The sequence below is a fragment of the Paractinoplanes bogorensis genome (assembly GCF_018829635.1).
Taxonomy (GTDB): Bacteria; Actinomycetota; Actinomycetes; order Mycobacteriales; family Micromonosporaceae; genus Actinoplanes; species Actinoplanes bogorensis.
Map to the genome: position 1 here is coordinate 253,300 of NZ_JAHKKG010000011.1, position 19,083 is coordinate 272,382.

18 protein-coding genes are annotated in these 19,083 nt (G+C 70.3%); 12 read left to right on the plus strand and 6 right to left on the minus strand.

From position 1 onward, the window contains the following. Window positions 1–98 precede the first annotated feature (98 nt). Both KOI35_RS33140 and KOI35_RS33145 read left to right on the plus strand, forming a co-directional pair. Window positions 99–1,334 (plus strand): FAD-binding protein, encoded by a 1,236-nt coding sequence (locus tag KOI35_RS33140; RefSeq protein ID WP_215792632.1) that lies wholly within the window; start codon window positions 99–101, stop codon window positions 1,332–1,334. Between the two features lie 64 nt (window positions 1,335–1,398). Further along, window positions 1,399–2,508: a right-handed parallel beta-helix repeat-containing protein gene (locus KOI35_RS33145; RefSeq protein ID WP_215792633.1), complete on the plus strand. Its 1,110-nt coding sequence runs from the start codon at window positions 1,399–1,401 to the stop codon at window positions 2,506–2,508. A 161-nt stretch (window positions 2,509–2,669) separates the two neighbouring features. Here KOI35_RS33145 and KOI35_RS47825 read toward each other — a convergent pair whose 3' ends face one another. Then, window positions 2,670–3,257, minus strand: coding sequence for a DUF4232 domain-containing protein (locus KOI35_RS47825; protein WP_215792634.1), 588 nt, complete (start codon window positions 3,255–3,257; stop codon window positions 2,670–2,672). 46 nt (window positions 3,258–3,303) lie between these two features. Further along, window positions 3,304–4,203 carry a LysR family transcriptional regulator gene (locus tag KOI35_RS33155; protein ID WP_215792635.1) on the minus strand — a complete coding sequence of 300 codons (900 nt, stop codon included), beginning with the start codon at window positions 4,201–4,203 and terminating at the stop codon, window positions 3,304–3,306. Between the two features lie 84 nt (window positions 4,204–4,287). On the opposite strand from KOI35_RS33155, the gene KOI35_RS33160 reads away from it, so the two are divergent. From KOI35_RS33160 to ftsH, 3 genes are all read left to right on the plus strand, one after another. After that, window positions 4,288–5,169, plus strand: coding sequence for an NAD-dependent epimerase/dehydratase family protein (locus KOI35_RS33160; protein WP_215792636.1), 882 nt, complete (start codon window positions 4,288–4,290; stop codon window positions 5,167–5,169). 148 nt (window positions 5,170–5,317) lie between these two features. Then, window positions 5,318–6,490, plus strand: a complete 1,173-nt coding sequence (locus KOI35_RS33165) for a hypothetical protein (protein WP_215792637.1) — start codon at window positions 5,318–5,320, stop codon at window positions 6,488–6,490. Window positions 6,491–6,773: 283 nt separating this feature from the next. Next, on the plus strand, window positions 6,774–8,846 hold the full coding sequence (gene ftsH / locus KOI35_RS33170; protein WP_246614154.1) for an ATP-dependent zinc metalloprotease FtsH: 2,073 nt from the start codon (window positions 6,774–6,776) through the stop codon (window positions 8,844–8,846). 221 nt (window positions 8,847–9,067) lie between these two features. On the opposite strand, the gene KOI35_RS49100 is transcribed toward ftsH, so the two are convergent. Further along, entirely contained in the window at window positions 9,068–10,540 is a 1,473-nt protein-coding gene (locus KOI35_RS49100) for a DUF4407 domain-containing protein (protein ID WP_215792638.1), read from the minus strand. A 251-nt stretch (window positions 10,541–10,791) separates the two neighbouring features. On the opposite strand from KOI35_RS49100, the gene KOI35_RS33180 reads away from it, so the two are divergent. Together KOI35_RS33180 and KOI35_RS33185 are read left to right on the plus strand one after the other, a co-directional pair. Beyond that, window positions 10,792–10,941, plus strand: a complete 150-nt coding sequence (locus KOI35_RS33180; RefSeq protein ID WP_215792639.1) for a hypothetical protein — start codon at window positions 10,792–10,794, stop codon at window positions 10,939–10,941. A gap of 114 nt (window positions 10,942–11,055) precedes the next feature. After that, window positions 11,056–11,652: a dihydrofolate reductase family protein gene (locus tag KOI35_RS33185; RefSeq protein ID WP_215792640.1), complete on the plus strand. Its 597-nt coding sequence runs from the start codon at window positions 11,056–11,058 to the stop codon at window positions 11,650–11,652. Here the strand turns inward: KOI35_RS33185 and KOI35_RS33190 are convergent. Continuing rightward, window positions 11,639–12,181, minus strand: coding sequence for an SRPBCC domain-containing protein (locus KOI35_RS33190; RefSeq protein ID WP_215792641.1), 543 nt, complete (start codon window positions 12,179–12,181; stop codon window positions 11,639–11,641). The two genes, KOI35_RS33185 and KOI35_RS33190, sit on opposite strands and share 14 nt — an antisense overlap. Then, window positions 12,181–12,504 (minus strand): ArsR/SmtB family transcription factor, encoded by a 324-nt coding sequence (locus KOI35_RS33195; RefSeq protein ID WP_215792642.1) that lies wholly within the window; start codon window positions 12,502–12,504, stop codon window positions 12,181–12,183. The genes KOI35_RS33190 and KOI35_RS33195 overlap by 1 nt, the downstream gene beginning before the upstream one ends. 235 nt (window positions 12,505–12,739) lie before the next feature. Here KOI35_RS33195 and KOI35_RS33200 point away from each other — a divergent pair, with 235 nt between their 5' ends. From KOI35_RS33200 to KOI35_RS33210, 3 genes are all read left to right on the plus strand, one after another. Beyond that, window positions 12,740–13,375, plus strand: coding sequence for a DUF4360 domain-containing protein (locus KOI35_RS33200; protein ID WP_215792643.1), 636 nt, complete (start codon window positions 12,740–12,742; stop codon window positions 13,373–13,375). A 27-nt stretch (window positions 13,376–13,402) separates the two neighbouring features. After that, window positions 13,403–13,600, plus strand: a complete 198-nt coding sequence (locus tag KOI35_RS47840) for a PHP domain-containing protein (RefSeq protein ID WP_246614155.1) — start codon at window positions 13,403–13,405, stop codon at window positions 13,598–13,600. Window positions 13,601–14,088: 488 nt separating this feature from the next. Then, window positions 14,089–14,931: a PHP domain-containing protein gene (locus tag KOI35_RS33210; RefSeq protein ID WP_215792644.1), complete on the plus strand. Its 843-nt coding sequence runs from the start codon at window positions 14,089–14,091 to the stop codon at window positions 14,929–14,931. 73 nt (window positions 14,932–15,004) lie between these two features. Here KOI35_RS33210 and KOI35_RS33215 read toward each other — a convergent pair whose 3' ends face one another. Continuing rightward, the gene (locus tag KOI35_RS33215; RefSeq protein ID WP_308121252.1) at window positions 15,005–17,206 is read right to left on the minus strand and encodes an MMPL family transporter; all 2,202 of its coding nucleotides are present in this window, start codon (window positions 17,204–17,206) and stop codon (window positions 15,005–15,007) included. Between the two features lie 299 nt (window positions 17,207–17,505). On the opposite strand from KOI35_RS33215, the gene KOI35_RS33220 reads away from it, so the two are divergent. After that, window positions 17,506–18,273 (plus strand): S1 family peptidase, encoded by a 768-nt coding sequence (locus tag KOI35_RS33220; protein WP_215792646.1) that lies wholly within the window; start codon window positions 17,506–17,508, stop codon window positions 18,271–18,273. A 194-nt stretch (window positions 18,274–18,467) separates the two neighbouring features. Continuing rightward, window positions 18,468–19,055 (plus strand): TetR/AcrR family transcriptional regulator, encoded by a 588-nt coding sequence (locus KOI35_RS33225; RefSeq protein ID WP_215792647.1) that lies wholly within the window; start codon window positions 18,468–18,470, stop codon window positions 19,053–19,055. Window positions 19,056–19,083 lie beyond the last annotated feature (28 nt).

Consider the following 19,083-nt stretch of genomic DNA (forward strand, 5'->3'; position numbering starts at 1 on the left):
CCCGGTTTGTGATGTCTCACCTCTGGGGTCCGATTCGCGAGCACCGACAGTGGCGAACGGCCTGATCGGCGTACGGGAAAGGGATTTAGGGTGGTCTGATGAGCGAGCGAGTGACCAACTGGGCCGGCAACATCGTCTTCAGCGCGCGCAGCGTGCGCCGGCCCTCATCGGTGCCCGAGGTGCAGGAGATCGTGGCCGCAGGCGGGCCGATCCGCGTGCTGGGCAGTGGTCACTCCTTCAACCGGATGGCCGACACCGACGGCACCCTCGTCTCGCTCGCCGAGTTGCCCCGCGTCACCGAGATCAGTGCCGACCGCAAGTCGGTCCGGGTCGACGGCGGCATCCGGTACGGCGAGCTGGCCGCCTACCTCTATGCGAACGGCCTGGCCCTGCACAACACGGCCTCGCTGCCGCACATCTCGGTGGCCGGCGCGATCACCACGGCCACCCACGGTTCCGGCGTGACCCACGGCAACCTGGCCACCGCCGTCTCGTCGATCGAGCTGGTCGACGGCTCGGGCAAGCTGGTCACGGTGGCTCGCGGGGATGCCGACTTCGAGGGTGTGGTCGTGGGCCTCGGTGCGCTCGGCGTGATCACCGCGCTCACCCTCGACGTGGTGCCGGCGTTCGAGGTGCGGCAGTACGTGTACGACCACGTGCCGCGCGCCTCGCTCGACGAGCACCTGTTCGACATGCTGGCCGACGGGTACAGCGTCAGCCTGTTCACGAACTGGACCAGCCGCGACATCAGCCACGCCTGGCTCAAGCGTCTCGAGCCGGCCGGCGACGAGTGGTACGGCGGGCGGCTGGCCGACGGGCCGCGCCACCCGGTGCCCGGCATGCCCGCGATGAACAGCACCGAGCAGGGCGGCGTGCCCGGCCCGTGGCATCAGCGGCTGCCGCACTTCCGGATGGAGTTCACCCCGTCCAGCGGTGAGGAACTGCAGTCGGAATATCACGTGGCCCGCGAGAACGGTCTGGCCGCGATCGACGCGGTGGCCGCGATCCGGGAACGGGTCGCGCCGGTGCTGCAGGTGTGCGAGGTCCGCACGATCAAGGCCGACGAGCTGTGGCTGAGCCCGAACTACCGGCGTGACAGCATCGCGCTGCACTTCACCTGGATCGCCGACGCCGGCGCGGTGCTGCCGGTCGTGGGCGCGATCGAGGAGCAGCTCGCCCCGCTGTCGCCGCGCCCGCACTGGGGCAAGGTGTTCACGATGGCGCCGGAGACGATCCGGGCCGAGTGGGAGCGGTTCGGCGATTTCCAGGAGCTGGTTTCCCGGTACGACCCGGCCGGTACCTTCCGCAACGAGTGGTTGAACTCTTTGGTGTGAATTGTCGGTAAGTCGCCGCCGATCGCCACCGTTCCGTGGTGGGTGGCGACCTACCGTCACGCCCATGAAGTCGAGTGCACTTGTCGTCGCCGTTCTGGCGGTGTCGGCCTTCGGTGGCGGAGCGGCTCACGCCTCGCCCGGACGCAACGCCGTCTGCAACGTCCCGTCGACCACCTATCCGACCATCCAGTCGGCCGTGAACGCCACGGCGTGCCGGACGGTCCGGGTCGCGCCGGGCACCTATGCGGAAAACGTGTCGATCACCCGGCCCGTCGAGGTCGACGGCGCCCAGGCCGGGCAGGACGCCCGCAGCCGCCGCGGGCGGGAGTCGACGCTGACCGGCAACTTCACGATCAGCGCGAACGACGTGACGATCGACGGCTTCACGATCAACGGTCCGGCCGGTGGCGGCACGGCCGCGCTGATCATGCAGAACAGCAACAGCGGCGAGACGATCCAGAACAACGTCATCAACAACCCGGGCCGGGCCGCGTCGATCACCGCGAGCCGGTCGACCTTCCGCCGGAACCTGGTCAAGAACACGCCGACCGCCGAGGACGGCTTCCAGACCAACAGCGCGCCGGTCCGCGACGTCACCATCGCCGACAACGTCTTCACCGGCCCGGTGCCGGCCTCGTACAACGCGGACATCACGTTCATCGAGGGCAACGCGAACCTGACCGTCGCCGGCAACCGGAGCACCGCGGGCGGCACGCTGGTCGCGATCTTCAAGACGACCGGGGCCCGGATCACCGGCAACACGGTGGTGGGCGACGGCTCGTCGTCGGCGGTCTACATCGGCGGCGGCAACAACCGGATCAGCGTCACCGGCAACACGATCAGCTCGTCCGGCACCGGCGTGAAGGTGGCCAACGACTTCGGCATCGGCCTGAACGCGGGCGTGACGATCACCAGCAACACGCTGCGCAACAACAAGAACGGCGTGAACGTCACCGCGGCGTCCGACACCGTGCAGGTCAACCGGAACAGCCTGACCGGCAACACGGCGTACGGGGTCGTCACCACCGGCTCGCCCGTCAATGCGACCTGCAACTGGTGGGGCGCGATCAACGGTCCGGGCGCGGTGGCCTCGGGTCGCGGCGACAAGGTCAGCGCCAACGTCACCTACCAGCCGTGGTTGCGCCTGCCCGGCCTGACGGTGCTCTGCCGCTGACCCCATCCGCATCGATCGGGAGTGGCGTCTCGTACGCCACCCCGATCGGGCCTGGACCCACGGGTTTCCCGTACGCCGTGAGTGCCGCTGGATCGTCGCCTCGTACTCCTTCTTCACGTTTTGCAGCTGCGCCGCCGTGTCACCCGCCCGGTTTCGAGCAGTCAGAACCAGGCGCTCGCCTCGAGTCGTCCGGTGTTGCCGAGGTCGAGTTTCGACGGCAGCGTGACGAGCTGGGGCGTCCCGTCGGGCGACGTGGCCACCGTCAACGAGGCCCCGGTCTCGGACCAGCCGCTCGTGTTGGTGACGGTGTTGCGCCACGACAGGACGGCCGTCGCCGCTGTGCCCGGCTTGAGCACGAGACGTTTCGGCGCCACGGTGTAGTGCCGGCTGGCCACGACGGCGATCTTCATCGGCGCGCCGTCCTCGTCGAGCACGGTGATCTGCGGGCGCCCGTCCAGTTCGTACGGGCTGGTGCCGCAGTTTCGCACGGTCAGCGCCATCTCTCGATAGCCCGCGGCCGATTCGCCGCGTTCCGCGGTGATGAGCGCGCCGATGAGCCCGCAGGCCGAGACCGGCTCGACTGCGTTCCGGGCGGCATCGGCGCCGGGAGCACTGGGAGCGGCTGAGGAAGGCTCGACGCCGGGGCCGGCCGTCGGCATGAGTCCTTGGTCGGCCTGCCAGGTGTCCGTGCACGAGGCCACGAGCGGAACGATCAGCAACAGCAGCACAATCCGGCGGAGCCCTGGCACGCCGCCGATCATGCCCTACCCCGCCAACCGCCCCTCTCATTCAAGATCAATAGCGGTCCCTCCGTACGACGTGAGCGTCGACCAGATCGAGGAAAGCCTGCGCCGCCCGGGTCGGAGCCGTCGTCGTGCTCCGGGCCACCGCGAGCGTCCACGTGGCCGGCGCCGGATCGAGTTCGACCGCCACCACCCGCGCCCCCGCCTCGGCCACCAGCGGCGGCACCAGCGCCACCCCGATGCCCGACTCGACGTAGCCCGGGATCGTGCTCAGATCGCCCGTCTCGATCGCTATCCGGCGGATGATGCCGGCCAGCCGGAAGTCGTTGTCGGTGCGGACCCGGTTGCAGAACCCGGCCGGCAGGTCGATGAACGGCTCGTCGGCCACCGCGGACGGGTGCACGCACTCCTCGGCGGCCAGCGGATGGCCGGCCGGCACCAGCAGCCGCGGGCGGAAGGTGGCGATCGGGTCGACCCACAGTCCCGGGATCGTGATCGACTGCACCCCGACGAAGGCCACGTCGAGCGCATGCGACCGCAGGTCGGCCAGCAGCCCCTCGGTGCCCGCGGCCGAGACGCCCAGGCTGAGCTGCACCAGCGGGTGCCGTTCGCGGAAGTCGCTGACCAGCCCGGGCAGGTCGACCACGGTGAGCCCGGAGAGCGTGCCGATGCGCAGGCTGCCGGTCAGCCCCTTCCGCACCCCGTCGACCGCCGAGCGGGCCTGGTCGAGCGAGTCGAGCGCACGCCGGGCCTCGGGCAGCAGGGCCGAGCCGGCGTCGGTGAGCGAGACCTGGGTCGTGGTGCGTTCGAACAGCGGCGCGCCCAGATCCCGCTCCAGCGCCCGGATGCTGGCCGACACGGTCGACTGCACCGCGTGCGTGCGCCGCGCGGCCCGGGTGAAGCTGAGCTCCTCGGCCACGGCCACGAAGAACTGAAGCTGCCGTTGTTCCACGCCCCCAGCTTATCGCCGTGACCTATGGGTGACATCAGAACTATTCGTTGGCGGCGCATACCGGCGCGCGCAATCCTGACTCACATGAACATCTTCCTGACCGGCGCGACCGGTTACATCGGTTCCCGGGTGCTCGTCGCGCTGATCGATTCCGGCCACAGCGTCACGGCGCTGGTGCGAGACGATCACAAGGCTTCCCGCGTACGCGATCAGGGCGCCACCGCCGTGATCGGTGACATGCGAGACCGCGCCGCCGTAGGCGATCTCGCCGCCGCGGCCGACGCCGTGATCGCGACCGCCACCCCCGGCGACGCGACCAGCGCCGACGCCGACCGCGACTTCGTCGGCGCGGTGCTGGCCGGGCTGCGTCCGGGGGCCACGCTCCTCCGCACGGGCGGAATCTGGGTGCACGGCCCCGGGGCCGACCTCACCGAGCAGACGCCACTCGCCCCGCCGCCGCTGGTGGCCTGGCGCGAAGAGATCGACAACCGGGCGCTCGCCGCTCCCGGCATCCGTTCGCTGCTGATCGAGCCCGGCATCGTCTACGGCTACGGGCAGGGCATCCCGGCCCTCGTCTTCGGCGGCGCGCAGGTCGGCGATCCGGCCGCGCTGCAACTGGTCGGGCCCGGACCGCAGCACTGGGCCACCGTGCACGTCGACGACCTGGCCGAGCTCTACGTCGCCGCGCTGACCACGGGTGATGGCGGCGAGCGGTTCCTGGCCGTGGGCGGGGACAGCCCGTCGGTGGCCGAGCTCGGCGAACTGGCCAGCCGGCGGCTCGGCCTCGAGGGGCGGGTCGTGGCCGAGGCTCCGGCCGACACGGTGGCGCGGCTGGGCGGCTTCGGCGAGGCGCTGCTGATGGACCAGCAGGCGTCCGGGGAGAAGGCTCGCCGCGAACTCGGATGGAAGCCGTCGCGTCCGACGCTGCTGGAGACCTTCGCGGCCGGCGAATACGACCCGGCCTGATCCGTTGCAGGTGCTCTGAGCTGGGGATACGTCGTCAGCTCAGAGAGATCACCTTAAGAAATGCTTAAGCGCTGATCGTCCGTGGGAGCGCTCCCGTATGGATGGCCGTAGCCGTTTTTCGGTCCCCGTCGCGGAAGGCGCACCCCCAATGTACAGAGCCAAGTTCAACAAGTCCCGCACCAGCAATGTGCGTCGCTGGCAGATCGGCGCGGTCGCGGGGGTCGCGGTGGCCATGGTCGGCGTCGGCCTGGGCGTGGCGTCGGCCGCCGAGTCCGTCCCCACGGTCAACTGCGCCCAGCTGACCAACCTGCCCGCTGTGCCGGCTCAGGCCCAGGCCGAGGTGAAGCGCAACCTCGAGCTGCTCAACACGCAGATCTCCGAGGCCAACAACCGCCTGCGGACCTCGGCCGGTGAGGGCGGCCCGAACTTCATCCAGAACGCGATCCTCGGCCCGCTGGCGAGCAAGCGGCTGGCCACGATCAACCGGATCGAGACGGCGATCGGCCGCAACGCCGCCAAGCCCAACCTGAACGCCGAGGGCCTGTCCAAGTGCTCGCTGAACCAGGACGGCGGCACGTCGGCGGCCCAGCCGGTCGAGGTCCCGGCCGCCGGTGGTGGCGCCGACGCTGGTGGTGGCGGCAACAACGCCGCGCTTCCCACCATCAACTGCCCGCAGCTGACCAACCTGCCCGCCGTGCCGGCGCAGGCCCAGGCCGAGGTGCAGCGCAACCTCGAGCTGCTGAACAAGCAGATCGCCGAGGCCAACGCCCGCATCGCGTCCAGCGTCGGTCAGGGCGGTCCGGCGTTCATCCAGAACGCGATCCTCGGCCCGCTGCAGAGCAAGCGTTTCGCCACGATCAACCGGATCGAGACGGCGATCGGCCGCAACGCCGCCAAGCCCAACCTGAACGCCGAGGGCCTGTCGGTGTGCTCGCTGAACCAGGGTGGCGGCGCGTCGGCCCAGCAGCCGACCGACGTCCCGGCCGCCGGCAGCGGTGCCAACGCCGGTGGTGGCGCCAACGCGGCTCTGCCCACGGTCAACTGTCCCGCGCTGAACAACCTGCCGTCGATCCCGGCCCAGGCCGCGGCCGAGGTGCAGAGCAACCTGGAACTGCTGAACAAGCAGATCGCCGAGGCCAACGCCCGCATCGCGTCCAGCGTCGGTCAGGGCGGTCCGGCGTTCATCCAGAACGCGATCCTCGGCCCGCTGGAGGACAAGCGTTTCGCCACGATCAACCGCATCGAGACGGCGATCGGCCGCACCGCCACCAAGCCGAACCTGAACGCCGAGGGCCTCGCGCCCTGCTCGCTGAACCAGTGATCTGACAGCACCTCCGCGGACAGGCGCGCGCCCGGACCCCCACCCGGGCGCGCGTCTTCGCGTGGGGCGTAAGTCGGTACGGCGAACGCATCTGACCGACGTACGGCGCGGGGCGCACATCAGACAGGTACGGCGCGGGGCACACATCAGCACGTACGGCGATCGCGTCTTTGTGCGGCCGGGCGCACGTCAGCGCGTACGGGGAAACGGGTTTGATTTTGGTATGAGTCGCGCGCGTCACGCGGGGGCATTTCTGTCGTACGGCCGGAGTAGCTTTCCCGACATGGCCGAAGCGCCGAACTCGCAGTCGCCGGAGCGTCCCCACCCGTGGAAGGTGGAGGGTGCGCCACCCGGCGCGACTCCCGGTGGCCCGAAGCGGCCGCGTTCGTCCTGGCTGCGCTTCGGCGGCATGCTGGTCGTGCTGCTCGCGCTCAACTGGATCATCTCGTCGTTCTTCCTGGCGCCGCCCGAGCGCACGTCGGTGTCCTACACGTTCTTCCTGAGTCAGGTGCAGGCGAACAACGTCGCCGAGATCACCTCGACCGCCGACACCATCGAGGGCTCGTTCAAGGCCGAGGCGGCCTACACGCCGACCGGCGAGACGAAGTCCGAGCAGGTGCAGCGGTTCACCACGCAGCGGCCGTCGTTCGCCGAAGACAACCTGTTCGCCTCGTTGCAGTCCAACGACGTGCCGGTGAACGCGAACTCGCCCGACGCGCCCCGGCCGATCTGGCAGCAGCTGCTGATCGGGTTCGGGCCGACGATCCTGCTGGTCGCGCTGTTCATCTGGATCAGCCGGCGGATGGCGGGCGGGGCCGGCGGTGCGCTCGGTTCGTTCGGGCGGTCGCGGGCCAAGCTCTATCAGCCCGAGGCCGGCCCACGGACGACGTTCGCCGATGTCGCGGGCATCGAGACCGTGGAGCAGGAGGTCACCGAGATCGTCGACTTCCTGCGTGAGCCGGGCAAATATCGCAAGCTCGGCGCCCAGATCCCGCACGGCGTGCTGCTCTCCGGCCCGCCCGGCACGGGCAAGACGCTGCTGGCCCGGGCGGTGGCCGGCGAGGCGCGGGTGCCGTTCTTCTCGATCTCGGCGTCCGAGTTCATCGAGGCCATCGTGGGGGTCGGCGCGAGCCGGGTGCGTGACCTGTTCGACCAGGCGAAAAAGGTGGCGCCGTCGATCATCTTCATCGACGAGCTGGATGCCATCGGCCGGTCCCGGGGCAGCGCCCAGTCGCTCGGCGGCAACGACGAGCGCGAGCAGACGCTGAATCAGATCTTGACCGAGATGGACGGTTTCACCGGGGCCGAGGGCGTGGTCGTGCTGGCCGCGACCAACCGGGCCGAGATCCTCGACGCCGCCCTGCTGCGGCCGGGCCGCTTCGACCGGCGTGTCGTGGTGAGCCCGCCCGACCGGGCCGGCCGCCGCGCGATCCTGGCCGTGCACACGCGCGGCGTCCCGGTGGCCGGGGGCGTCGACCTCGACGGGCTCGCCGCGTCCACCGCCGGCATGGTCGGCGCCGACCTGAAAAACCTGGTGAACGAGGCCGCGCTGCTGGCCGCTCGCCGCGGGCACGACACGGTGCAGAATCCGGACTTCACCGACGCCCTGGAAAAGATCGTGCTGGGCACCGTACGCGGCATCATGCTGACCGCCGACGAGAAGGAGCGAACGGCGTTCCACGAGTCGGGGCACGCCCTGCTCGGCATGCTCACCCCCGGCGCCGACCCGGTCCGCAAGATCTCGATCATCCCGCGTGGTCAGGCCCTGGGCGTCACGTTCCAGAGCCCGTCGACCGACCGTTACGGCTACTCGGCGAAGTATCTGCGCGGCCGCATCATCGGCGCGCTGGGTGGGCGCGCGGCCGAAGAGGTCGTCTACGGCGACATGACCACCGGCGCCGAGAGCGACCTCGACCAGGTGAGCAACATCGCCCGCCAGATGGTCGGCCGCTGGGGCATGTCCGACGCGATCGGCCCGGTCACCGTGCTGCCGCCGCCCGGCCAGGAGTCCCCGCTCGGCCTCGACGGCGTGGCCCCCGCGACCAAGGAACTGATCGACGCCGAGGTCCGCAAGATCGTCGAGGCCTGCTACGCCGAGGCGCTGTCGCTGTTGCGCTCGCACCGGCCCCAGCTCGACAGCCTGGCCCACCGCCTGCTCGAGACGGAGACCCTCGACGAGGCGGACGCCTACGCCGCCGCGGGCATCGACCCGTCCGAGGCGCCGGGCGCTGTAGCCCGCGGCGAGGCCCCGGGCAGCCAGCCGGCCCCGGGCCTCCCACACCCAGCCGCGGCGACCGTCGACTCGGCCCCAGCGGCCTCAGCCCCGGCGGACTCGGCGCCGGCGGCCTCCGGCTGACGGTCCGGCTTTCGTGGCCGCCGCTGAGCTCCGGCACCGTGCACTGTGGCCTCACCGGGGAGCACGCTTGCCGTGGCGGCGACCGGAACGTCAGGCCGTGGATGTGCGGGGGCGGGACAGCATCGACTCGGCGTCGTCCTGGTCCGCCCGCGCGACCAGGCGGTCGTAGAGGGTGGGCGGGCCGAACGGGGAGCACGCCTGCCGTGGCGGCGACCGGAACGTCAGGCCGTGGAAGCGCGGGGGCGGGACAGCATCGACTCGGCGTCGTCCTGGTCGGCCCGCGCGACCAAGCGGTCGTAGAGGGTGGGCGGGCCGATGTTCATCAAGAACTTGACCAGCACCGGCAGCACGTCGATGAGGGTCAGCAGGATCGTCAGCACGTAGTACGCGGAGGCGAGCGCCGGGTTGGACGACGTCAGCTGGTTGAGGGCGTTGATCCGGGCCAGAATGCCGGCGTCGGCCGCGGATGCCTTGGCATAGGCGGCCTCCTGCTGCCTCAACTGCGCGCGCAGCAGGGCCAGCGTCTGATTGGCCTGGTCGAGCTGAGTCTTCGCGGCCATCTTCCGGCTGACGGCGTCCTGGGTGGTCGCGGGTCCGTAGGCGACCTTTTGCAGGTCGTTCACCTGCTTCTCCAGCTGGGGGATCTGCCGGTACCGGCCGTCTTCCTGGCGGAGTTGGTTGACGAAGGACGTCTGTTTCTCGGCCTGCGTCCAGACGAGCTGCGACTCGATCTCGCTGTTGAAGAACCAGAGCACGAGCGGCGTCGAGATCGTCACTCCCAGCAGCACGGAGATGACCAGGCGAGGAAGGACCGTGGCCAGGTTCTGCCACAGCCGATCCCGGCGGTGGGAGATGACGACCATCCAGCGGTCGGTATTCATGATCACGAGACCCCAGCCGAGCCCGATGGCCAGAGCCAGCCAGATCGACGTTCCGAGGGCGACCGAGGCCGTGAACACCACCGACACGGCGGCCAGGGCCGCGGTCGTCAGGACGGTTCCGCCCAGGCCGACGAATCGTGGCCGGTCCCGAGGGCAGGCGGCCAGGATCCGGGGATCGGCCCCCGACAACCACTGCATGAGGCGGCTGATGTCACGTACGCCGGGCGGTCCGGCGGTGGCGACCTCGCGGGCCGGGCCGGGCGGTCCAGGCGGTCCGGCGGTGGCGACCTCGCGGGCCGAGCCGGACGGTGCCGCGACGACGCTGCCATGAACGGTGACGACCTCGCGGGTTGCGGCCGAGGGTTCCGCCGTCTCGGGTTCGCGGGCGGCCGCGGTCGGGCCGGCCTGCGAAGGTACGGCCGGCGCCGGGGCGGTGGAGCCGGACTCGGTGGCGGCCGGGACAGCCGCGACCGCCGGGTCCTTCCGGCGGCTGCGCTGAACGTCGTCGGCGACTCGAGCCCACGCATTTGTCCAGCGCGCGTACTCCTCCGGGGCGACCTCGCAGGCCTCGATGAACGTGCGGACGAACTCCCTGGTCGGCAGCCGCTTGCCGGTCAGTGCCTCGGAGACGCTGCTCCGGGTGAGCCGCAGATCGTCGCGTCCGGCCGCCCGCTGCGTGGCGACCCAGCGCTCCAGATCCCGATAGGACCGTTTGCCCGAGTAGACGTGCAGCGTCGTCAGACACTTCGCGAGGTCATCGCGAGTGCGTACGGCGTCCGGGTCGGGACCGGCCGGTTGGTGCTGCGTCGTCACTGTCCCCGCTCGCTGTCCGAGATTGTCCGAGAGGCGTCCGGGAGCCTAACGACACAGCTCAGCGGGGGTGTCTGACGACTGTCCGAACTGTCCGAACGGCCCACCAGGCTTGTCTGTCCGACGTGGGCATGGTGTCCGATCATGGCGTCGTTCCGGCTGGGTTCGGCCGGGCCTGGCCGGAGTGCTGGAAGACACCGATCGAGACAGGCCTGATGAGGGGCACCCGCAGGAACCTTCCTCAGGAGGACGACATGGCTACCTGGATCCCGGTGCTGATGGACTGGCTCGGCTACCTGACTTCCGTGCTCAAGCTGCTGACCGCCCTGCTCTCGTTCGCCGTCGCGGCGGTCGTGGCACGGCGGCGCTTCCGGCGCCGGCGCACGGCCGGTCGCAAGAGATAGCCGCAGGTGGTGGCCCGCCGCGAAACAGCGGCGGGCCACTCCGCCGACCAGGAATCATCGAACAAAGCGCGGTAGCGTTGGGCTCGCAGCCGACGGGACGAGGAGCGTGTGCAGATGGCCAGAGTTGTCATGCAGGCTGTGGTTTCGGTGGACGGCTACATCGCCTACGCCGACGACTCGGTCGGGCCGCTGTTCGACTGGTACGGCAACGGTGACGTCACCGTCCATGCCAACGCGAACTGGTCGTTCACCGTCAGCCGGGCCTCGGCCGACTATCTGAAGCCGTTCTGGGACGCGATCAAGGTCACCGTGATCGGCCGGCAGCTGTTCGACACCACCGACGGCTGGTCGGGCATCCCGGCCGCCGGCGAGGAACTCGTCGTCGTCACCCACCGGCCGCTGCCCGCGGACTGGCTGGCCCGGTTTCCCGACGCCCCGTTCCACACCGCCGACTCGGTCGAGGCGGGCATCGCGCTGGCCAAGAAGATCGCCGGTGACGGCCTGGTCTGCGTGACTGCGGGCGACGTCGGCGGACAGGCGTTCTCGGCCGGGCTGGTCGACGAAGTGGCCATGGACGTGGCCCCGGTGGTCATGGGCGAGGGAAAGCGGTTCTTCGGCCACCACGCCGGCACGGTCCTGCTGGGCGATCCGGACCTCGTGGTGCAGGGCGACCGGGTGCTCCACGTGCACTACACGGTCAACCGCGTCTGAAAATCCGGGACGCGATTTCCTCGTACGGGGGAAGCAGTTCCGCCCATCGCTTCTCCGCACCGCTGTGGTTGTCGTGGCCGGTCACGTAGGTGGCGAGGTTTTCCGCGTGCATCTGCCACCCGGCCCCGTACCCGGCGATCTTGGACAGGGGCAGGCCGGTGACCTCGATGACCAGGATGGTGTGGTCGCCGTCGGGGGTCAGGGTGACGTCGATGACCGAGTCGAACGGCGGGGGAGCACCCGGCGCGCTGCCGGCCCAGCTCTCGTCCGTCTCGCGGCTGCTCACCCGCAGGTGGCGCGGCGGCTCGCAGATCTCGACCCGGCCCGTGCTGGTCAGCTGGGCCGACTCGACGAACAGGGTGATCCCGCCACCCGGGCGCAGATCGCCGTCGACCTTGCCCCACCAGCGGGCCAGCCGATCCGGGTCGGTGACCGCCGACCACAGGTCGCCGGCGTCGGTGTCATAGCGATCCTCGATCCGGACGACGCCGCTGTCGCCGGTTGATCGCAGCGTTCCCAGGATGGTCATCAGGTGCTCCTTCGCTCGCGCTTGCCTCGGGCGATCTCGGTGTGCAGGGCGTCCAGCTGGTGCTGCCACAGCGCGCGGTAGCCGGCCAGCCAGTCGTCGATCTCGGCCAGCGGCTCGGGTCGCAGGCTGTAGACCCGGCGCTGGGCGTCCCGCCGGACCTCGACGAGTCCGGCCTCGCGCAGCACCCGCAGGTGCCGGGACACGCCGGGGCGGGCGATCGGCAGCATCGCGTCGAGCTCGCCGGCCGGGGCCGGGCCCCGGGCCAGCCGCTCCACGATGGCTCGCCGGTGCGGATCGGCCAGCGCGTGCATGGCTGCTTCCATGCTTCGAACGTACCGACCCTGTTACATAAGCGTCAAGGTATTAAAGGCGTCCTCGACGGCGGTCGGCCGGTTCGCCGGTGGGGCTGTCCGATCGGCCGGTGGGTCCTCCGCCGCTCGGGCCTAAACGAGGCTCGACGGAGTCGCATTCTCGGTAATGAACCGTCGGTGATTTGGGCGATATATACGTTATGCGAGTCAATCCGCACCACATTTATCAGCACAGATGGGGCTCACCATGTTCAAGGCTTTCGCCGTCGGCGCCAGCGCTTTCGCGGCTCTGCTCACCTCGTCGCCCGCGCACGCGGCCCCGGCCCCGGGTCCGAGTGACGACATGGTCATCGACGTGGTTACTGCCAACGGTTCCGGCTGTCCGTGGGGCACCGCCGACGTGAGCGTGTCGCCGGACAGCAAGGCTTTCACCGTCACCTACAGCGCGTTCACGGCGCAGGTCGGCGTGGGCGCGACACCGCTCGACTTCCGGAAGAACTGCCAGCTCGGGCTGAACGTGCACGTGCCGCAGGGCTTCACCTACGCCATTGCCAGCACCGACTACCGCGGATTCGCCCGTCTGGAGCGGGGCGCGTCGGCGACCCAGACGTCGTTCTACTACTTCCAGGGCGACCGGCAGACCGCCAAGAGCAAGCACAACTTCTCCGGCCCGCTCGACAGCGACTGGCAGCGCACCGACACCATCGGCATCGGCTCGCTGGCCTTCCTGCCCTGCGGCGAACAGCGCAACCTCAACGTCAACACCGAGCTGCGGGTCAACGCCGGCTGGTCGAACACCAGGAAGACCACCAGCATGCTGACCATGGACTCGACCGACGGCAACCTCGACACCGTCTACCACGTCGCCTGGAAGAAGTGCTGACCCGTACGACGCCGTTACGGTGAGGGCGTGGGACTGCCCGTCGACAGTCATGTGCACAGCGAATGGTCGTGGGACGCGGCTTTCGGGGACATGGCGGGCACCTGCGCCCGTGCGGTGGCGGTCGGGCTGCCGGCGGTGGCGTTCACCGAGCATCTCGACCACGTCGTCTGGACCGCCGATCGGACGACGCTCGAGGAGAGTCCGCGACGCCCGGGGGGCGCGTGACGGCGCCGGCCTTCGATGCCGCGGGCTGTCTGGCGGCGATCGAGCGGTGCCGGAAAAGCTTTCCCGGGGTACGGATCCTCAGTGGTCTCGAGATCGGGGAGCCGCACCTGCATCCCGCCGAGATCGCGGAGGTTCTGGGCGCGGGGCGGTTCGATCGGGTGCTCGGGTCGCAGCACGGGCTGTGTGCCGCTGCACCCCGAGACCGTGCGCTGATGGCGGGAGGAAGGGGGTGAGGCGGTCTGGCCGACGGCTTCCGGGAGGCGGCCGCCATGGTCGAATCGCACGGCTTCCGCGCCGGCCGCGAGCCCCCCGACTTCTGGACCCGATGACGAAAGCGCGCTGGTGGTGGCGACCACAGCGCGGCGGCCGGGTGGCGTGAAACGATCATGTGACCGGTGCTGTGGGGGCACTGTTCGCCTGCTTGTCGGGTGTCTGTCTCCGGGTGGGCATGTCGCGCTGGCTAGCGTGGCGCCGACGAGAGGGTGGACATGCTGGAGACATTGCCGGGCGACAGCCACGTGCACAGCGAGTGGTCATGGGACACGTCGGCCGGAGACATGGTGGGCACGTGCGCCCGGGCGGTCGAGATCGGGCTGCCGGCGGTGGCGTTCACCGAGCACCTCGACTTCAACCACTGGATCACCACCCCGGCGTCGTTGGTCACCAGCCCGCACCAGGCCCCGTACACCGGGGACGACCTGGTGGTGCGGCCGCCGCGATTCGACGCCGCGGGCTACCTGGCGGCGATCGAGGAGTGCCGCGGGCGGTTCCCGGGGTTGCGCATTCTGAGCGGGCTCGAGATCGGGGAGCCGCACCTCAACCCGGATGCCGTCGCCGAACTGCTGAAGGCGGGACCGTTCGACCGTCTGCTCGGGTCACTGCACTGCCTGCCGGTGGACGACGGGCACACCGGGCCGCCCGTACTGCTCGAGACCGGCAAACCGGACGAGGTGGTCCGGCAATATCTGGCCGAGGTGCCGGTGGTGGTGGCCGCGAGCGACGCGTTCGAGGTGTTCGCGCACATCGACTATCCGATCCGGTTCTGGCCGGCCGACGCCGCGCCGTTCGAGCCGGGCGACTTCGAGCCGGAGTTCCGGCACGCGCTGCGCTGCCTGGCCGACGGCGGGCGCACGCTGGAGGTCAACACCCGCCTGCCGTTGCACCCGCAGATCGTGGCCTGGTGGCGCGAGGAGGGCGGTCGCACGGTGTCCTTCGGCAGCGACGCCCACCTGCCGGCGGCGGTGGGCGGGGGCTTCCGCGAGGCCGCCCACATGGTCGAGGCGCACGGCTTCCGCCCCGGCCGCGAGGCCCACGACTTCTGGACCCGCTGACCCCGCACTCCGCGCAGCACGCGAAAGGCCGGAGCGAGCGAGGCCCCCGGCGACATCGCCGGGGGCCTCCTCGTCAGCGACGGCCGGCGAGCTCCGGTGACGGCGAGGGCGCCGGGGGAGTGACGACCGCGGTGGCGGCGTGGCGGCCGCGCGGGCGCATGAAGCGCGGCGCCCACCAGTTGGCCCGGCCCAGCAACGTCATCGCCGACGGCAGCACCACCGCTCGGATGATGGTGGCGTCCAGCAGGATCGCCGCCGCCAGGCCGATGCCGAGCTGCTTCATGTCGATGGTGGACAGCGTGGCGAAGATGGAGAACACCGCCACCATCACCAGGGCCGCGCTGCTCACCGTGCCGGCCGAACCGGTGATGCCCTCGGCGACGGCCTCGCGGGTCGGCATGCCGCGTTGCACCGCCTCGCGGATCCGGGACACCACGAAGACGTGGTAGTCCATCGACAGGCCGAACAACACCACGAACAGGAACAGCGGCAGCCAGCTGACGATGGCGTCCATCGAGGTGAAGTTGAGCAGATCGGGCGCCCAGCTGCCCTGGAAGACCAGCACGAGCAGGCCGTACGCGGCGCTGACCGAGAGCAGGTTGAGCAGGATCGAGGTCAGGGCCACGACGACCGAGCGGAACGTCCGCGCCATCATCAGGAACGTCAGCAGCAGCACGACACCGGCCACGATGGGGAGCGTCCGCCAGATGTGCTTGGCGTAGTCCTCGTTGTTGGCCACGTCGCCGCCCACCGCGTACGACACCCCGGCCACCCCGCCGAGCGCGGCCGGCACCAGGTCACTGCGTAGCCGGTGCAGCGAGTCGGTGGCCGAGTCACTCCGCGAGGAGAATGGCGTCGCCACGTGCAGCACCGAGACGGTCTTGTCGGGGGAGACCTCGATGTCCGGCCCGTCCTGCTCGAGCGGTGCGAACAGCGGGTCGCCCTCGGTGCTCCGGGCGAGCTTCTCCAGCGCGGTGTGCACCGACGAGGCAGCGGAGGCGGGTGCTGTCACGGCGACGAGATGGTTGGTCCCGTTGCTGGGGTACGAGGCGGTCAACCGGTCGTACGCCTGCATGGCCGGAGTGGTGCGCGGCAGATCCTCCGTACCGGGGAACTTGAGGTTCATGCCCAGGGCCGGAGCGGCCAGCGCCAGCAGCGCGAGCACCGAGACCACCAGCGTGGCGGCGGGCCAGCGCAGCGCCGGGTGCAGGACGCGCCGCCAGAACGAGCCGCCCGAGGAGCGGGCGGACAGCCGCCAGAGGAACGGCACGCGCGGCCGGTCGACCCAGCGGCCCAGCTTGGCCAGCAGAGCGGGCAGCACGGTCAGCGAGCCGAGCACGGCCACCGCGACGACCAGGATCGAGCCGACGGCGAGCGACGAGAACGTGGAGTCGCCGGCCAGGAACAGGCCGGCCATGGCGATGACGACGGCGGTGCCGCTGACCACGACGGCGTGCCCGGAGGTCTCGGCCGCGATCTCGACCGCGTCGACGTGACCGCGGCCCTTGGCTCTCTCCTCGCGTTCCCGGCGCACATAGAACAGCGAGTAGTCGACACCCACCGCCATGCCGATGAGCAGGATGACACTGGCGGTCACGTCGGTCGACGGCACCAGGTGTGAGGCCAATGTGGAGAGACCCATGGCCGCGGTCACCGACGACAGCGCCAGCAGCAGCGGCACGCCGGCCGCGATGAGCGCCCCGAAGACCAGGATCAGGATCGCGAGGGTGACCGGCAGGCTGAGGATCTCGGCTCGGGTGAAGTCGTCGCCCAGCGTGTCGTCGAGGGCCTTGCCGATCGACGGACCGCCGACCTGCTCGATCCGCAGATCGGGGTGGGCCTGCTGCACCGACGCGGTGGCCGCGCGCAACGGCTCGACGCGGTCGGAGGCGGTGTCCGGGTCGCCGCTCATGGTGATCGGCACGAGCAGCGCCGATCCGTCGTTGGCCGGGATCGGCTGGCCCACCTCGGCCACGCCGGTGACCGAGCGCAGTTTCGCGGTGGCGTCGGCGGCCGCTTTCTCACCGGCGGCAACATCAAGTTTTCCCGTACGGGCGGTGATCAGCACATTGTCGACGGCCGGCTCGTCGGCGAACCCGCCGTTGTCGATCATCACGTAGGCCCGGCCGGCCTCGCCGATCGCGTCGTCCTGGGCGGTCGCCTCCTTGAGCCCGGCCGCGTTGCCGCCCACGAAGCACACCGCCACGAACACCACCCAGAGCGCGATCGCGCGCCATGGATGCTCGGCGCTCCACCGCGCCATCCGAACCGTCACCGGCCGCCTGCCCATCTGCGAATCCCCCCGACCTGTTCCACCGCGTAGCCGGACGACCGACGTGCGGTGTGCCTTTGCGAACCTGTGTCGAAGCTGAACCTAGGCAGGTACGAAGCGGGGAACATCCGGGCGGAACCCCGGTCCGACCCCGACCGGGCGACGGGTCCGGGGGAGTCGGAAAGGCGACGTCCCGCACCTGCCAAAGCCGCGAAAGCAGCAAATCCGGCCGCGACTCTCAGGGATTCCCCCGGGTCTTCCCCGATTCGCGACCCTTGATCTCTCTCGCTAAGTTGCTCCCCATGAGACAGAGAAAGAGATCGATTCTCGCCGCGATCGGCGCCGCGGCGGTCGTGCTCCTCGGGTCCGCGGGCCCGGCGAACGCGATCGCCAACGGTGAACAGGTCAAGCCGGGCCGATACGCCTTCTCGGTCAAGCTGACCATGACAGGTATCCCGACGGCCGACGGCGGCAAGCGCAACAGCGCGTGTTCGGGGGCGCTGGTGGCGCCGCAGTGGGTGATCACGGCCGGTCACTGCTTCCGGGACGCCAACGGCGTACGGGTGGAACGTCCGGTCGCCGACTCGACGATCGCCACCATCGGCCGCACCGATCTGACCGACACCAGCAAGGGGCACGAGCTCGAGATCGTGGCGGTCCGCCAGTCCGCCACGGCCGACGTGTCGCTGGCCAAGCTGGCCGAGCCGGTGCGCGACGTCCGCCCGATCCGGGTCGCCCGCACCGCCCCCGAAGCCGGCGACATCGTCCGGCTCACCGGTTACGGGTCGACCACCAGCGTGAACCCGGCGCCGGTGACCTGGCTGCGGACCGGGAAGATGGAGGTCGTCGGGCTCACCGACACGGTCACCCAGATGCGGGGCAACTCGCCGCAGGCCGACACCACCCCCTGCCCGTACGACTCGGGTGGCCCCTTCTTCGTCGAGCGGAAGAAGAAGGCGCCGGCCCTGGTCGCGGTCGTGAGCAACGGCCCGTCCTGCCCGCACGAGAGCATCGAGAGCGCGGCCCGGGTCGACAACCTCGCGTCCTGGGTCACCGAGGTCACGCGCTGAGAACTGAGCTAACGCTGACAACAGCAGTCTCCCAAGTCACACGCTGACGAGGAGCAGAGCGGCCGGTTGCGGGGAAACCCGTAACCGGCCGTTTTGCATGCGGTGAACTGGGGAGATGCGCCCCAGAAGAACTGTGAGGACCGCCACGGTCGGTAACGGACCACCTTGGTCCCTATCCGACTAAGGTGGTCCGCATGCCGCGCCCGACGAAGCAACAGATCGACGACGACATCCTGGAGACCGCGGCCACGCTGTTCGCGCGGCACGGCTTCAAGGAGACGTCGATCCAGCGCATCGCGGACGCCGTCGGCTATTCCAAGACCGGGCTGCTGCACCGCTATCCGACCAAGGAGGCCCTGCAGCAGGCGGTGGTCGACAAGGCTCTGCGTGACATCCGCGTGGTCGCCGACGCGGTGCGTGATCTGGCCCCCGGCCCGGAGCGTGACCACGCGGCCGTCACCGGCATCGCCCGCCTGGCCATGGAGGGCCGCGGCACGGTGTCGCTGCTGCTCAGCGGCCTGGCCAGCGAGCAGGAGAGCGATCTCGGATGCTCGCTCGAGGCGATCGGCGAGGTGATCTTCGAATGCTTCGCGGCCGACCCCGAGACCGATCCTGTACGCGCGGTGCGGGTGATCGGCGCCCTGGGTGCGCTGGCGGTCGTCGGGGTCACGCTGCGCGAGAAGCCACTCGCTGTGACCGTCGACGACCTCATCGACGTCAGCTACGACGCGCTCGGCCACGGACGCCGAAACGCGGCTGCACCGGCAGGCCACACCGAGTAAAGGCAGGACAAGCAAGGCACGACAGGTA

Bases quoted from the DNA above. Each gene is read 5' to 3' on its own strand.
- KOI35_RS33140 (WP_215792632.1), top strand. From the start codon at position 99: ATGAGCGAGCGAGTGACCAACTGGGCCGGCAACATCGTCTTCAGCGCG.
- KOI35_RS33145 (WP_215792633.1), top strand. From the start codon at position 1,399: ATGAAGTCGAGTGCACTTGTCGTCGCCGTTCTGGCGGTGTCGGCCTTC.
- KOI35_RS33160 (WP_215792636.1), top strand. From the start codon at position 4,288: ATGAACATCTTCCTGACCGGCGCGACCGGTTACATCGGTTCCCGGGTG.
- KOI35_RS33165 (WP_215792637.1), top strand. From the start codon at position 5,318: ATGTACAGAGCCAAGTTCAACAAGTCCCGCACCAGCAATGTGCGTCGC.
- ftsH (WP_246614154.1), top strand. From the start codon at position 6,774: ATGGCCGAAGCGCCGAACTCGCAGTCGCCGGAGCGTCCCCACCCGTGG.
- KOI35_RS33180 (WP_215792639.1), top strand. From the start codon at position 10,792: ATGGCTACCTGGATCCCGGTGCTGATGGACTGGCTCGGCTACCTGACT.
- KOI35_RS33185 (WP_215792640.1), top strand. From the start codon at position 11,056: ATGGCCAGAGTTGTCATGCAGGCTGTGGTTTCGGTGGACGGCTACATC.
- KOI35_RS33190 (WP_215792641.1), bottom strand. From the start codon at position 12,181: ATGACCATCCTGGGAACGCTGCGATCAACCGGCGACAGCGGCGTCGTC.
- KOI35_RS33195 (WP_215792642.1), bottom strand. From the start codon at position 12,504: ATGGAAGCAGCCATGCACGCGCTGGCCGATCCGCACCGGCGAGCCATC.
- KOI35_RS33200 (WP_215792643.1), top strand. From the start codon at position 12,740: ATGTTCAAGGCTTTCGCCGTCGGCGCCAGCGCTTTCGCGGCTCTGCTC.
- KOI35_RS33210 (WP_215792644.1), top strand. From the start codon at position 14,089: ATGCTGGAGACATTGCCGGGCGACAGCCACGTGCACAGCGAGTGGTCA.
- KOI35_RS33220 (WP_215792646.1), top strand. From the start codon at position 17,506: ATGAGACAGAGAAAGAGATCGATTCTCGCCGCGATCGGCGCCGCGGCG.
- KOI35_RS33225 (WP_215792647.1), top strand. From the start codon at position 18,468: ATGCCGCGCCCGACGAAGCAACAGATCGACGACGACATCCTGGAGACC.